12 protein-coding genes are annotated in these 13,900 nt (G+C 66.0%); 1 reads left to right on the forward strand and 11 read right to left on the reverse strand.

Annotated elements, in window-relative coordinates; genetic code table 11:
* Positions 1 to 130: 130 nt before the first annotated feature.
* Positions 131 to 1,294 carry a cation diffusion facilitator family transporter gene (locus G6032_RS01170; RefSeq protein ID WP_165280292.1) on the forward strand — a complete coding sequence of 388 codons (1,164 nt, stop codon included), beginning with the start codon at positions 131 to 133 and terminating at the stop codon, positions 1,292 to 1,294.
* Between the two features lie 60 nt (positions 1,295 to 1,354).
* Here the strand turns inward: G6032_RS01170 and G6032_RS01175 are convergent, their stop codons facing one another.
* The 11 genes from G6032_RS01175 to G6032_RS01225 all read right to left on the reverse strand — a co-directional run bounded on the left by G6032_RS01175 (position 1,355) and on the right by G6032_RS01225 (position 13,888).
* Positions 1,355 to 1,870, reverse strand: coding sequence for a Fur family transcriptional regulator (locus G6032_RS01175; protein WP_165280293.1), 516 nt, complete (start codon positions 1,868 to 1,870; stop codon positions 1,355 to 1,357).
* 98 nt (positions 1,871 to 1,968) lie between these two features.
* Positions 1,969 to 2,391: a hypothetical protein gene (locus G6032_RS01180; RefSeq protein WP_165280294.1), complete on the reverse strand. Its 423-nt coding sequence runs from the start codon at positions 2,389 to 2,391 to the stop codon at positions 1,969 to 1,971.
* A gap of 123 nt (positions 2,392 to 2,514) precedes the next feature.
* Positions 2,515 to 3,441, reverse strand: a complete 927-nt coding sequence (locus G6032_RS01185; protein ID WP_165280295.1) for a winged helix-turn-helix domain-containing protein — start codon at positions 3,439 to 3,441, stop codon at positions 2,515 to 2,517.
* A 25-nt stretch (positions 3,442 to 3,466) separates the two neighbouring features.
* Positions 3,467 to 4,069, reverse strand: coding sequence for a DUF2799 domain-containing protein (locus tag G6032_RS01190; protein ID WP_165280296.1), 603 nt, complete (start codon positions 4,067 to 4,069; stop codon positions 3,467 to 3,469).
* A gap of 90 nt (positions 4,070 to 4,159) precedes the next feature.
* Positions 4,160 to 5,539: a sensor domain-containing diguanylate cyclase gene (locus G6032_RS01195; RefSeq protein ID WP_165280297.1), complete on the reverse strand. Its 1,380-nt coding sequence runs from the start codon at positions 5,537 to 5,539 to the stop codon at positions 4,160 to 4,162.
* 183 nt (positions 5,540 to 5,722) lie between these two features.
* The gene (locus G6032_RS01200) at positions 5,723 to 7,615 is read right to left on the reverse strand and encodes a hypothetical protein (RefSeq protein ID WP_165280298.1); all 1,893 of its coding nucleotides are present in this window, start codon (positions 7,613 to 7,615) and stop codon (positions 5,723 to 5,725) included.
* An 84-nt stretch (positions 7,616 to 7,699) separates the two neighbouring features.
* Positions 7,700 to 10,804 (reverse strand): TonB-dependent receptor, encoded by a 3,105-nt coding sequence (locus tag G6032_RS01205; RefSeq protein WP_165280299.1) that lies wholly within the window; start codon positions 10,802 to 10,804, stop codon positions 7,700 to 7,702.
* A 180-nt stretch (positions 10,805 to 10,984) separates the two neighbouring features.
* Positions 10,985 to 12,313, reverse strand: a complete 1,329-nt coding sequence (locus G6032_RS01210) for a tetratricopeptide repeat protein (RefSeq protein WP_165280300.1) — start codon at positions 12,311 to 12,313, stop codon at positions 10,985 to 10,987.
* 2 nt (positions 12,314 to 12,315) lie between these two features.
* Entirely contained in the window at positions 12,316 to 12,921 is a 606-nt protein-coding gene (locus tag G6032_RS01215) for an energy transducer TonB (protein WP_165280301.1), read from the reverse strand.
* Positions 12,922 to 12,930: 9 nt separating this feature from the next.
* Positions 12,931 to 13,347, reverse strand: coding sequence for a biopolymer transporter ExbD (locus tag G6032_RS01220; protein ID WP_165280302.1), 417 nt, complete (start codon positions 13,345 to 13,347; stop codon positions 12,931 to 12,933).
* Between the two features lie 13 nt (positions 13,348 to 13,360).
* The gene (locus G6032_RS01225; protein ID WP_165280303.1) at positions 13,361 to 13,888 is read right to left on the reverse strand and encodes a MotA/TolQ/ExbB proton channel family protein; all 528 of its coding nucleotides are present in this window, start codon (positions 13,886 to 13,888) and stop codon (positions 13,361 to 13,363) included.
* Between the last annotated feature and the right edge of the window lie 12 nt (positions 13,889 to 13,900).

Below are 13,900 nucleotides of genomic sequence, written 5' to 3' on the forward strand. Positions count from 1 at the left end.
GCAGGTGCAACGATGGTAAACGCCCGAGTCTACCGTCAAAATGTGAACTTGTCCGGCGCAAGAAACCAATACATTCAAGGTTTTCCGACTCCGGAACGAAGTTCGCGCGGGACCCGGGAGTCCACATTCCATGGAGACAGCTAAGTCCGCAGGCCGCCCGGGGGAAGGACGCTACCGCATCATGCGGCGCGTCACCCTCGCCGGCGCGGTCATCAACACGGGGCTGGCCATGGCGCAGCTGGTCGGCGGCGTGCTGACGCATTCGCAGGCGCTCATCGCCGACGGCGCCCACACGCTGTCGGACCTCGCCAGCGACTTCATGGTGCTGTTCGCATCCCGCAAGGCGAACGCGGCCGCCGACGCCCGTCATCCCTATGGCCACGGGCGGATCGAGACACTGGCCACGGTGGCGGTCGGGATGGTGCTGCTCGCAGTCGCCATGGGCATCGTGCTGGATGCGGGCCGGCGCCTGTTGTCACCGGACGCCCTCCTCGCGCCTACACCCCTGGCGCTGTTCTTCGCGGTCCTCGCCATCGTCTCCAAGGAAGCGCTCTATCACTACACCATGCGCAGCGCGCGCAAGGTGCGCTCCAGGCTGCTCGAGGCCAACGCCTGGCATCACCGTTCCGACGTCGTCTCCTCGATCGTGGTGCTGATCGGCGTCGGCGCCACACTGGCCGGCCTGCCGTTCATGGATGCGGCCGCCGCCATCCTGGTCGCGGTGCTGATCGGCCGCATGGGTGCGAAGATGATCTGGCGCAGCGCTTTCGAGTTGATCGACACCGGCGTCGAGCCGGAGGAACAGGAGCGCTTGCTGGCGGTCGTGCGCAGCATCGATGGGGTGCGCGGCGCCCACGCCCTGCGCACGCGGCGCATGGGCAGCGTCCTGCTCGCGGACGTGCACGTGCTGGTGGCGCCGCGCATCAGCGTCTCCGAAGGACACCGGATCAGCGACGCGGTTGCCGACGTGCTGAAGGCCAACCACGAAGATCTCGACGACGTGCTGGTGCACATCGACCCGGAAGATGACCAGCGCGCGGCGCCTAGCAGCCATCTCCCGGGCAGGGAGGCATTGCTGGCGCAGCTGGAACCGCGTTGGCGGGAAGTCGGCATGACGCTGGCGCCGGACGACGTCATGTTTCATTACCTCGACGGCAAGGCCTATCTCGAGCTCCAGCTGCCGCTGGGGGCCTTCGACAGCATCGAGGCCGCCCGCGAGGCAGCCGACAGGCTGGGGCGAGCCAGCAGGCAGGTGGAAAGCGTGGCCCGCGTGCGAGTGTCGTTTCGCGCCTGACCCAGTCCGGCATGTGCGAACGTCGGCTCGGCTCGACTCGCCCGGCCCGGCATCCAGGGCTCAGGCGTGCGGCGCCACCCCTGACTCGTCCGCACACGCCGCGCACGTGCCCTGGACCTCCACGATCCGGCGGCCGATGCGGAAACCGAGTGTGGCGGCATCGCGCGACAGCTGCGCCTCGATATCGGGATCCTCGAGTTCGGTGGAGGCCCCGCAGACGACACAGATGAAAAACACGCAGATGTGGTGGTGCTCGGGGTGCGCGCAAGGCACGAAGGCATTGCGACTCTCCAGCTTGGACACGAGGCCCTGCGCGATCAGGAATTCCAGGGCGCGATACACGGTCGGCGGACCGACCGTCCGTCCCGTGGCGCGCTTCCAGTCCTCGATGAGCTCGTAGGCGCCCATCGGCTCGTTGCGCCGCCACAACAGCTCGAGGACCAGGCGCCGGATCGCCGTGAGGCGCGCGCCGCGTTGCGCGCAAAGTTCGGCGGCCAGCGTGACCTGCTGATCGGGGGCCCGCGGCGCAACACGAGCCGCCGTGCCGCAGTTGCGGTGCACGGAAGACCGGGTCATGCGCGGTATCCCCGGAGCCATCGGCGGCATGCGTGAGTCATAGGCACGGTGGCCGCACTATAGCGAAAGCCCCGGGGAGGCGCTATCCGGCAACGGGGCTATTCATCGACGCGGTGCAGTATCACGCTGTACGGCGGCCCCTCGCTCCCCTTGTTGAAACGGGCGCGGATCTCGTAGGTTTTTCCGGCCTCGAGTTCCAGTTCGATGACGTTGTGCCCGGGGTAGTCCTGGTGTCTCCTGGCACGAGCGGCGGGCGGCCGGGGTTGCGTGGCGAGGACCTGGACCTTGATGGTGTAGCTGCCCGGCTCGAGCCACAGGATGCTGCGCGGAATGAGGTTTTTCCCGTTGATCTCGATGAAATTCACCGGGTAGATATCCTGTACCTCGTTACCCGGCCTCCCGCTGATCTGCGCCGCGTCAGGGCCGGGATTCACGGTCTCGAAATCGTCTGCCTGGAGCGTGACCGGCAGCAGCCCGATGAGCGCGACCGGTAAAACCGCCGAAAGTCTGAGCCTGGGCATGGAAATCTCCCTCGATGGAATGGTCCGATGAGACGAGCATGGCGCCGGAGCGGCGTTCCCGCCATGGGAAGCGCCTGGAATTTCCATGAAACTTCCCTGGAATTACTCTGCAGTGCCCTGCGATTACTCTCCGAGGCCCTGCAATGCCTGTGGTCCGGCTTGCGTGGCCCAGGCGCGCGCGAGGCTTTCGGCAAGCCGAGCCGCGATGTCACCGGCCGGCAGGACATCCGCGGAGGATTCCACCGTGTCCAGCCACAGGACCCGCCCCCCGGGCATTTCCAGCAGGCGGGCCGTGACCTGCCAGTCGGCTTCGTTCCGTACGATGCTGCCCTCGACGAGCAGGCGGGCGCCGAGATCCCGTGCCACCGCGGTGGCCACATCCTCTCGCCCCTGGTAAGGACGCAGGGTCGCGCGACCGATCAGCACGACGTCCCTGAGGTCGGCACGCCACAACTCCGCCAGCAGGCTGTCGGCCAGCAACAGTTCGGGTCGCGTGCCGTCCGTGCCCGGGGCGCCGAAACGCTCGAAGGGCAAGACGGCAAGCGCCGCCTGACCAGGCTCCGCATCACCTGCCGCCGGGTCGGGCGCCTTCTGCAGCCACCAGGCGAGACCGGCCAGGAGCACCGCTCCGGCCAGTGAAAAGAGGACGAACCCGGGCCATCGGGTGGCGAGCCGGCGCGTATTCGGGGAACCCGGCATGTCCCCCGGCGGCCCGACGCCCAGGTCGAGCGGCATGACGTCGGCCAGGAGGCGATAACCACGGCGCGGCATGGTTTCCAGGAGTTCGGCCGTACCGCCAAGCTCCACGAAAGCCTGGCGCAATTCCCGCACCACCGCCGCCAGCCCGGACTCGAAATCCACGACGGCCTTCTCGCCCCACACGGCGCGGCACAGCGCCTCGCGGTCCACGACGGTGCGGGGACTCTCCAGGAGCCTGGCCAGCAGCGCCGCGACCTGGGGGCGCAGCGTGGTGGATTCGCCTGTAACGGCATGTTCGAGTCGCCCGTCAGCGGGATCGAAAACAAAAGCGTCGAAGCGGTAACGACTCACGACGGGGATGACAAGACCGGCTCGCCTAGATGCCTTCCGCGAGGCTGGCGCGATAGGCTTCCAGGTCCTGTGCGAGGACCTGCCGATCCGATTCGAGCTGGCGGACCTCGCTCTTGAGTCGCCCGGAGTCCTCCGCCATGCGGCGCGTATCGAGCAGGGCTTGCGCGCGCTCCTCGGCGGTCGATTCGGCGCTGACTACGATCAGCGAGTTCTGCAACATCGATTCCTCGAGAGCCTCCAGTTCGCGCTGTTTCGCGCGAAGCGAATAATCAGCCTGCGCGACCCGCGACTCCAGCAAGTGCAGCCGGGCGCCCGACTGGTGCGCCGCCGTGAATGCGGCCTCGAGCTCAGCGGGACAGACGCCCTGGTAGGCAACACCGCGTGCGCCGACCCGGAACCCGTTGGCCGGCCTGCAATACTCCTCCAGGCCCTCCCGGCGCCCCTGCTGGTAGCGCTCCAGGTCAGGCGCCACGCCGTGCTTCGCACACGCCTTGCGATGCACCGCGACGCGATCGCCGGCATGGCCCGCGACACCGTCTTCGTAGCCGATGACCCGCCAGTCGACGGCGAGGCACTCGCTCTTGTTCATCGACGCACAGCCACCCAGGGCCAGCGCCACGAAAGTCATTGCTGCTGCTGCGCGAAGTTGTGAAACTCCGGTTCTCATGCCGTGCTCCAATCCGTTGACAGCGGGCCGCGTGATGCGGGCGACGCTGGATCAATGCCAGAAGACCGCGCGACCACCGCCCGCCGCCTTGGCCTGGTAGAGCGCCCGGTCCGCGGCGGCGATGACCTCGTGAAGTGGCTGATCATACCCTGTCCGGATCGCCGCTCCGATGCTCGCGCTGATCTGCAGCGTCTCGTCGCGTATCACCACCGGCGCTTCTATGGCCGCGATGACCTTCTCTGCCATCGCCAGCACCGACGACGGCCCGTCGACCGTCGACTGGACGAGGGCAAACTCATCGCCCCCGAGGCGCACCACGAGGTCCTCCTCGCGGACCGTGCCCTGCAGGCGCTTGCCGATGATCCGCAGGAGCTCATCGCCCGCGAGGTGGCCATGCGCGTCGTTGACCGGCTTGAACCCGTCGAGGTCGATGTAATGAAATGCCACCGGGCCGGCTCCGGGCGCGTCCCGGGGAGCGTCGAGGAACGAGTGCAGGCGATGGCGGTTCGGCAATCCCGTCAGCGGGTCGGTTTCGGCGCGGTGCCGCAACACGTCCATATCGACCTGATGCGAGCAATCCTGCAAGGTCGCCACGGCCACGAATCCGCGGCCCAGTTCGCGCCGGCGGTACTTGCTGCGCAACTCGGCCGTGAAGTCACCGCCCGGTCTCCGGCATCGGATCTTTGCCTCGCGGCGCGTCTCGCCCGGTTCGCCGAGCAGCCAGCGGACGTTCTGATGATCCTCCGGAGCGATGAAGGCCAGCAGCTCTTCCAGGCGGGCAGGCAGCGGTTCCATCGCACCCATGCGGAAAACCGTCGCGAACATGGAATCGCAAGCCAGTTGATCGAGATCGCAGTCGTACTGGAGGCCGCAGAACAGGTTGACGTTCTCCATCTCGACGAACTGGCGTTCGATACTGAGCAGCCGGCGGACCATGCGGCGCTGACGAACCACGGACCACGCACGACGCGCGACGATATCCAGCAGGTGCGTGTCGAACTCGTCGTAGGGCCCGGCTTTGTTGCCGACCCCGATCAGCATGCGCACGCGCCCCTGGTCCACGACCGGCACGGCGAGGTGGCGTGACAGCGGCACGTGACCCGCCGGCAGTCCCCGGCGTCCGGCCTCGCCGGAATAATCGTTGTGGATACAGGGCAGGCCCGTACGAGCCGCGTCGCCCCAGATTCCCGCCGCGGCGAGGGGGTAATGGCGGTCGTAAGTCGCCTGGCAATGCCTGAGGGTCGCTTCGGACCAGGTGACGAGTTCGATCGTCTCCTGGTCGTCGTTGAGAAAATGCAGATAGGCGATGGCGCTGTCGGTCGCCGACTGCGCAAGCTCCACGGCCATGTTCACGAGGTCGTCCTCGGAGACATCGGTGGTCAACGTCTCGAGTCCGTCCAGGGTGGAATACAGCCGTTCCTGCGAAAGCATTTCCGTCCACCGTGACACCAGCGGGCATGGCTCACTCAACCCGAGTATAGATGCTCCGTGAGATACCGGCGCCATTAAAAAAACGGCGCCGCAGTTTCCTGCGACGCCGCTCCAGGCTATTTTGGTGGTGGTCGCCCGGCGCCGCACCTTCCGTGGCGCGGGTCGGGCGTGTAACCGTCAGCCTTACTCCTGCTTGTAGTTCGGTCCGGCGACGCAATCCACGATGGAATTGCGGAAGATCAGGTGCGGGCCCGGGTCGTTCGGGGCCGTGCCACCCGCTTCGTCGGCGCGCGCAAAGGTGTCATCGTCGTTGAAGTTGATGCAACCGCTGTACTCGCCCGTGACGATCGAGTTGTGCACCTGCCCGCGCTTGCCCTCGCGGAACCGGATACCCTCATCACCCGAAGCCGGATTGTTCGACGCGCGGTTGATGGGGCCGAGGATCGTCACGTTGGCCAGCAGCTCGAAGGTGAACGGCTCCAGCGCGAAGCGGCCATCGGCCTCGATCCCGTTGTTGCCGCGGGGGGCGCCCTCCTGGATGATCAGCACGTTCTGCGCACCGCCCGTCCAGCCGGAATCGTAATCGAGGCTGTCGTCGCCGTTGCCGGTGAGCACCAGGTAACGGATGAAGGCATTGCCGCCGAAGAACTCGATGCCGTCGTCGAAGCCGCGGTGGATCTGCACGTACTGCAGCTCGGTGTTGCGGCCCACGCCGAACAGGGTGAAGCCGTTCAGCTCGTTGCCCTGCCCGTCGAGGTCGTTGCCGGCGTGGCGGATGACCAGGAAGTTGACGTTGCCCGAGGAATCCTCGTCGTCGTCGCCACCATAGCTGCCAACACCGCCCTCGGCGAGCACGTTGCAGTTGGCGAAATCGCCGCCGCCGCACTGGTTGCTGCGGGCGCGCCCCATGAGCGCGAAGCCGGCCCATTCGCCCTGCTGGCTGCCATCTACGCCGGTCGAAGGATCGCCGTCGAAGCGATTCGTCAGCTGCGCGCGGGAGGTCATGACCACCGGCGCATCGCGGGTGCCGTTGACTTCGATGGTCGCACCGCGGGTGACGATCAACGCTTCCTGCGGCTCGCCGTAGATCAGCGTGCCGGCTTCGATCACGAGGTTGACGCTGACGTCATTGGTCGCGTCTTCGTCGTCGCCGGTGCCGACCTTGGTGCCGGGGAAACCGTCGGCGATGTTGTAGACGTTGTCATTGGTCAACGTGATCGTCGAAGCGTCGGTGTCATAGCGGGCCGCCAACGTACAGACGTCGTAGTCGCCGCTCGCGGCGCTGCCGGTGAACAGGCCTTCGCCGTCGTCGGCCAGGGCGCCGATCAGGTCGGAGAACGATCCGGCCAGTGTCGTGCCCGTGGGGCAGGTGCCGTCAGCAACCGGCGCGGAGGTGTTGCCGGCCAGGGCCGTTCCAGGCTCGCCGCCGGCGAAGCCCCAAACGTCGTTGTTGCCGTTGACGCGCACGGTCCAGTCGCGGGTCCACTGGTCCGCGCGGGCGACGCCGGGCGCCATCGCGCCGATGTAGCTGGTATTGCCGATATAGGACGGCAACGGCAGCGAGGTCGCATCGGTCGCCGAAGCGGGGGGCCAAACGTCCGGGGCGGAAAAGGCGGCGGACAGGCGGGCCGGCGAGCCGATGGGCATGCCGGTGCTGTCGATGGCGCCACGGACGTCCTCGGTATTATTCAAGGGCGTCGTGGCGCTCGCGCCGGCGAAGAAATCGGCGATCGCCCAGGGATCCGACGCGACGGCGGCCGGCGCGGGTGTCGGGCCGGTAGCGCTGTCGCCGTCGTTCGACGCGACCAGGCCAAGGATCGCGCCGTCCGGAATCGGGTCGTTGGGATTGTCGACCAGGCCGGGCCCGATCGGCTGGCCACCCACGGTGTCGTCGCCGGGCGTCGGGTCGGGCGTCTCGCCACCGCCGCCACCGGGAACGATCACGGTGATGGGCGGCTGGTTGATGACGATCGAGGGAGATCCGGGTCCGAAATCGGATCCGTCGTCATCATCACAGCCCGCGATGATCGCGGCGCTGGCCATGATGGCGATAAGGGCGGTGTTCTTTGAAAACATATCGGAGATTCCTCCAGCTGTGGGCGCGTCGAAGATAAGTGGTGGTTGTTGCGGTGGTATTACGAAAGAGTCGACCGGACCGGGCTAGAACCGGTAGTCCAGGGACAGCGAATAAGTCCGGCCGGTGCGGTAGCTGCGCTGTATCGTGTTGCCCTGCTGGACCTCGATCTTGCTGTCGAGCAGGTTGCGGAACTTAACGCCGAGCATCCAGTTGTCGAAAAACGCCTGGCGATAGTTGAAATCGAGCTGCGTCGCCGTCTGTTCCTCGGCGTCGGGGACACCGTTGATCCCCGCCTCGCTGATGCGCTCACCGAAGGCGTTGACCAGCAGCACCGCGTCGATTTCCCGCTCCGGGTTGCTGTAACCGAAAGTCACGTTGCCGACCCAGGGCGACTGCCCCTGGAGGCGGCGCTTGCTGTTGGTGCTGACCCCGAGATCGGACGCGCTGACCTCGACCTCGGACTCGATCAACGCCAGGTTGCCGGCGATGTACATGTTCGAGAAGAACGGCGTGTTGGGGGCCAGGCTGGCGAAGTTGTAGCGGGCATCCATCTCCACGCCGTAGAGCTCCGCGCCGTCGGCGTTGGCGAAGGAACGCACACCGCGATCGTCGGAGCCACCACCGATGGTCACGACCTCGATAGGATCGGTGAAATCCTTGTAGAACGCCGCGATGGTGAAGCCTTCGTCGTTCGACCAGTAACGCTCGTAACGGAGGTCGAAATTCAGGATCTCGGCCTGGTCGAGATTCGGATTGCCGACGGCCTCGAAACGGGTCTCGGGATCGCGGAAGGGCGCCGGCGAAAGTTCACGGAACTGCGGGCGATTGAGCGTCTTGCTGGCAGCCATGCGCAGCTGGCTCTCATCGTTGAGGAACCATGTCAGGTTGACGGCCGGCAGCACGTCCGTTTCGTCGATCCGCCCCTCGCTGACCGCGCCCTGGGTGGTCAGGGAGCTCGTCGTCACCGACAGGTCCGAGGCTTCGATGCGGGCACCGGCCTGGAGGCGATAGGCGCTGCCGATGTAAAAGTCACCCATGAGGTAAGTCGACAGGATGTCGTGCTCGCCCTGGTAGTTGTCGGCGTTGGCCCCGCCGGCGGCCGCGGTGCTGGCATTCACCAGCTGGAAGCCGTCGGGTCCGATGCGTTCCGGGATCAGGATCATTTCGGGCGAGGGGAAGGCGAACGTCTCGAAGAAGAACGGATCGTTCGCTCCTGCGCCCGGCGCCAGGGCGAAGCGCCAGCGGACGATTTCGTAGTCCCGCTCGCGTTGCACGGCGCCGACGCCGACCTTCCATTCGCCGGTCCAGTTCGAAAACAACTCGGCCGGGAAGGCGAGATTGAGACCCGCATCGAGGGTGTCTTCGTCCAGGAATTCCCAGCTCCACACCGGAGGCAGGCCGGCTTCGCCCGGCCCGGTCGCCAACCGGTAGACTTCATCGCTGCCGGCGGGACGGGAGTAGGTGTATTCGCGGGTACCGGGCTCGTCACGCTCGGCATTCGAGAGCGACACCTGCCAGTCCGCGGCGAAGCCGCCGAGCCAGTCCAGCTCGTGTGAGCCGCTGAGCTGGTTGGACAACAGCTGGGATTCCGACCATTCCAGCGTCAGGCTGCGGAAATCCCGCGAATCGCTGACGTTGAATCCCTGCTCGAAGAACGTCCCGTCTACGGAGATTCGTGACAACAGCGACAGCAGGTTGATGGTGTTCCGGGGATCCAGTTCGGCGGTCGCGCCGAGCATGGCACCGGTGGTGACGGTGTTCTCCGTGCGCTGCAGCTCCGAGTCCTCGCCGAACAATCCGCCGGAGGTGATGTTGGTGAAGCTGGCGCGGGACTCGCGCCGGAAGCGCCACTTGTTGTCGTATTGCAATGCGATTCGTGCGCCGACCGGCACATCACCGAGATCCGCCCGGCCTCCGAGAGAGGCGGCGAAGCCGAAATCCGGATCGAGCTCCGAACCCATGATGTTGTAGTTGTTCGGCAGCGACTCGGCCACCTGCTCGTTCTGCGCCGGCGTCAGTGCGCTGAGCGGCGTGCGGCCGCTGTTGGTCAACGTCGCGGCGACATTCGGGATATCCCGTGTGCCGTCGTCGTAACCGAGATCGTCACGATCGCCGCCCTGGTAGATCAGGCCACGCTCGGTGGTGGATCGGGTGTTGTAGCCGACGCTGGCCGACAGGCTTCCCTCGACCTCTTCCGGGACGCCACGCGTCTCGATGCGAATGGCGCCGGCCGAGAAATCGGCGGGCAGGTCGGGCGTGTAGGTCTTCTGCACGGAGATCCCGCCGATCAGGTCGGTCGGAAAAATATCCAGGCCGATGGCGCGTCGCGACGGGTCCGGGCTGGGAATCTCTGCGCCGTTCAGCAAGGTGGTCGAGAAACGGTCATTGAGACCGCGCACGACGGGAAGATCCTTCTGGATGGTCACACCCGTGACGCGTTGCAGGGCATCCGCAGCCGTCGAATCGCCCGCCAGGGAAATCTCCTTCGCGGTGATCACGTCGAGCACGGACTCGGCACTGCGCTCGTTGGCGATGGCCGTGTCCGGGATATAACGACCCGTGACCACCAGTTCCTCGATGCCGCCGTCGGCGGTCGCGGCAGAGCGAAGGACGATATCGAGCGATCCCTCCACGCTGGCGAGGGCGCGCACGCCCGGCAAGGTCAGGGCGGGATACTCCGGATGGTCGATGCTCAGGTCGAACACACCGCGCGCCATCTGCAGGCTGAAGCTGCCGTCGTCCGCGGTCAGCGCCTCGGCCTGCTGGCCCGGCACACTGACGGTGGCGCCGCCGAGCGGGTTCCCCGAAGGATCGTAAACGGTTCCGCCGACAGTCGCGACACCTTCTGCTCCCTCGAACTGGCGCAGCTGCACACGGGGTTCGCGGCCGATCCCAAGTAGCGTGACGGAGATCTCCGCGGACTGGCGTGCGGACAGATCGAACGGGACGGTTGCGACGACGCGTCCGGATCGGGAGAACGTGAACTCGTGAGCGCCTGCGCCGACGACGAGATCGAGCGCGCCCAGCTCGTCGGTCTCGCCCAGCCGCTCGCCATCCAGCTCGACGGTCACGCCTTCGGCAGGGAGACCGCGGTCGAAAACGAAAACAGCCACGTCGCCGGGACCATACTGCGCTGCGAAGCCGATGCTCGAAAACGCAAGGAGCCAGACTGCTACGAATACCCGCATGATTAAAGATCCCCCGGGGGCGGTGAACACTAGAATTTGCTGGCGCGATGGTCTGGACGACCCGCACCGAACGGTCGATTGGCGCGCAGTCTAGGGGGGATTTATGAAGCTGCTGTTACAGCCGGATGTCGAATTGGAGTAGCGCCACATGCCGTTGCTGCAGTGCGCGCTGCAAGAACGTCACCGCGCGCGCGCGAGCTGTTCCTTGCGCGCCTGCTCCCGGTCGATGTACTCGATCCATTGCCGCGCGCTCGGCGCGTTGCGCTCGAAACCGGTCGCGGCGCGGAAGCTCCGGCGGGCCTGGTCGAGACGATCCAGGTTGAATTGCGCCATGCCCATCAGCATGTGCGTTTCGCCTTTTGCTTCGACGTTTTTTTCCAGTGCGGTTTCGGCAGCTTCCAGCGCGTTTTGCCACTGCGAAAGCCCCGCGTATTGCTGCGCGAGGCGCAGGTAGAGCTCCGGATCGTCTGAACTGGCTGCCGCCGCTCTGAGGGCCTCGATGGCGTTATCACTTTCCTGCGCGAGCATCCAGGCCTGCGACAACAACCGCAGGTTCCGTGCCTTTTTCTCGATGCGGCCGTTCTCCATGCCGTCCTCCAGCACCCGCGCCGCCTTGTAGGGCACGTCCTGCTGGAGATAGAGCTGGGCGAGCAGCACGAGCTCCCGCTCCTGGGTCAGGAGGCCCTGCTCGTTGGCGATCTCGTAGGCGACGAGCTGTTTCTTCTCCTGGTCCGTCTGACCGTACATGGCGGCCAGCTGGACCCAGTATTCCTTCCGCGGGTAGTCCGTCAGCAGCGCCTCGAGGGCCTCCACCACGCGACCGTAGTGGCCCAGCTCGAAATTCAGCGCCCGCGACATGAGCCACCAGTTCTCCTTGATGGGCCGGCCCTGTTCGCGGGCGAGCTTCATCGCGGTGTTGAGCGGGCGCAGCGCTTTTTCGTGCTCGCCCTGCTGGTAGTAGGCCTGTGACAACAGCACATAGGCGTCCGGACCCGCATCGGGAACCAGCCGGAACCAGCGCTCCAGGTAAGCCGCGGCGCCCTCGTAATCCTCGGTCACGAGCGACAGCTGCGCGATGCCGTAGAGCGTGCTGATCTCCAGCGCCTCGGGGATGTCGGGCTGCGCCAGCAGCTTGCGGTAGGCCTCGACGCTCTTGTCGTACTGGTCCTGGGAGTAATAGATGAAGGCGTAGAAATTGTAGAGCTGGGCCAGCTCGTAGCTGTTGAGATCCTTGCGCTGCTGCACACGATCCAGCAGGCGGATCGCCTCCGTCGCGTCACCGTTGTCGGCCGCCGTCTGCGCCGCGCTCAGTTCGCGATAGACGCTCTCGCGCATGGCGGGCGTGGCCCGTGACTCGCGCTTCTGTGCGCCGGGCTGCTGCGCCTCGACCGCGGGCGCCCAGGACAGTCCCGCGCCGAACGTCGCAGCAATCACGAGCGCCAGCACATGCGCCCCAGTCCGCGTCCGTTCTCGCGTGCCCGCCAGGATGCCGGAAAGGTTGCTGGTCATGCTCATTGCTCGATCTTGAATACGATGCGGTTCTGGACGCCGGCCACTTCGATGGCCTCGCCGTCCACGACGCGCGGCTTGTACTTGAATTTCAGGGCCGCGTCCCGTGCCGCCGTATCGAACATCCCGGGCGGCTCCGCCTGCACGACGCGAACATCGCGGACGGTACCCGCCGTGGTGACCGTGAATTCCACCACCACCCAGCCCTCGATGCCGCGCGACAGGGCACGCTGCGGATAGACGGGCGCCACCTTGACGATGGGCAGGTAATCGCCATCACCACCCCCGAGTCCGATGCCGCCGAGCTGCACGTCGGTGCTCATGGGGGCGGCACCGATGCTGATGCTGTCCGAGAGCGGATCGATCGCATCGGTGCGCGGTTGCGGCTGGTCCGGAGGGGGCGCCGTCGGCTCGGGCGGTCGCTCGGGCTTGCGATCCTTGCGTTCGACGATCTCCTCGCGCTGGGCCTGCACGAAATCCACGAAATGCCTGACGCTCGAATCGTCCAGGTCGCGATTTCCCATGGTGATCAGCGCCTGCATGGCAAACACCAGCAGGAAGGTGATCAACAGTCCCCCGGGGATCGCGATGGCATAGCGCGACAGCATGGTGCCCGCCTACTCCCCGCTCGTCGGTGCGGCGATCGCGACATCATAGACACCGGCCATTCGTGCCGAGTCCATGACGCCGACCAGGATCTCGGTGCGCGAGTCCTTGTCCGCCTGGATCACCACGGTGCCCTGCGGATTCTCGGCGTGCAGCCGCTCGATGTTGGCGCGCACGGCGCGCGCGTCCACCATGCGGCGGTCGATCCAGATCTTGTCGTTGGCATCGATGGCGATGAGGATGTTCGCCTTTTCCTTGGGTACGGAAGTCGAGGCATCCGGCTTGTTCACGTCGATGCCGGCCTCCTTGACGAAAGAGGCCGTGACGATGAAGAAGATCAGCATGATGAACACCACGTCGAGCATCGGCGTGATGTTGATCTCCTGTTCTTCTTCGTCGCGGCTGAGGACGCCGAGAGGCTGACGCATCTGCAATGACTCCCTAGTGATCCATGGTGAGGCTGTCGCGCAGTTTCTCGACCGCGCGATCCGCCTTTCTTGACAACATGATGCCGGCGAAGACGCCGGACAGCGCGCCGACCATGCCCGCCATGGTGGGCACCGTGGCCATCGCCACGCCCGACGCCATGGAGCGCGCATTGCCGGTGCCCGAGACGGCCATGACCTCGAAGACCGCGATCATCCCGGTGACCGTGCCGAGCAGGCCCAGCAGGGGACACAGCGCGACCATCGTCTTGATGAGCGGGATACCTGCATTCGCCTGCAGCTTGAAACGCGACACCAGCGCGTCGCGCACCTGCTTGGCGTTCCAGGACTGCCGCTCGGGCCGCGTCTCCCAGCGCTGGCGCACGGCCTGTTCCAGGCGGCGACGCTGGCGGCTGAAGAAAATGATCCGCTCGAGAATCAACACCCACATGGCGAAAATGACCACGACGATCAGGTCGAGGACGTCGCCGCCGAGCTCCAGGAAATCCCGGATCGCCGCGTACTGGTCGAAGAGTCCTTGCATCTCGGCCGGATT

It is taken from the genome of Wenzhouxiangella sp. XN24 (genome assembly GCF_011064545.1).
Taxonomy (GTDB): domain Bacteria; phylum Pseudomonadota; class Gammaproteobacteria; order Steroidobacterales; family XN24; genus XN24.

Coding starts and splice junctions, on each gene's coding strand:
- G6032_RS01195 (WP_165280297.1), bottom strand. CDS start 5,539: ATGCTTTCGCAGGAACGGCTGTATTCCACCCTGGACGGACTCGAGACG.
- G6032_RS01220 (WP_165280302.1), bottom strand. CDS start 13,347: ATGCGTCAGCCTCTCGGCGTCCTCAGCCGCGACGAAGAAGAACAGGAG.
- G6032_RS01175 (WP_165280293.1), bottom strand. CDS start 1,870: ATGACCCGGTCTTCCGTGCACCGCAACTGCGGCACGGCGGCTCGTGTT.
- G6032_RS01215 (WP_165280301.1), bottom strand. CDS start 12,921: ATGCTGTCGCGCTATGCCATCGCGATCCCCGGGGGACTGTTGATCACC.
- G6032_RS01200 (WP_165280298.1), bottom strand. CDS start 7,615: ATGTTTTCAAAGAACACCGCCCTTATCGCCATCATGGCCAGCGCCGCG.
- G6032_RS01225 (WP_165280303.1), bottom strand. CDS start 13,888: ATGCAAGGACTCTTCGACCAGTACGCGGCGATCCGGGATTTCCTGGAG.
- G6032_RS01205 (WP_165280299.1), bottom strand. CDS start 10,804: ATGCGGGTATTCGTAGCAGTCTGGCTCCTTGCGTTTTCGAGCATCGGC.
- G6032_RS01180 (WP_165280294.1), bottom strand. CDS start 2,391: ATGCCCAGGCTCAGACTTTCGGCGGTTTTACCGGTCGCGCTCATCGGG.
- G6032_RS01190 (WP_165280296.1), bottom strand. CDS start 4,069: ATGACTTTCGTGGCGCTGGCCCTGGGTGGCTGTGCGTCGATGAACAAG.
- G6032_RS01170 (WP_165280292.1), top strand. CDS start 131: ATGGAGACAGCTAAGTCCGCAGGCCGCCCGGGGGAAGGACGCTACCGC.
- G6032_RS01210 (WP_165280300.1), bottom strand. CDS start 12,313: ATGACCAGCAACCTTTCCGGCATCCTGGCGGGCACGCGAGAACGGACG.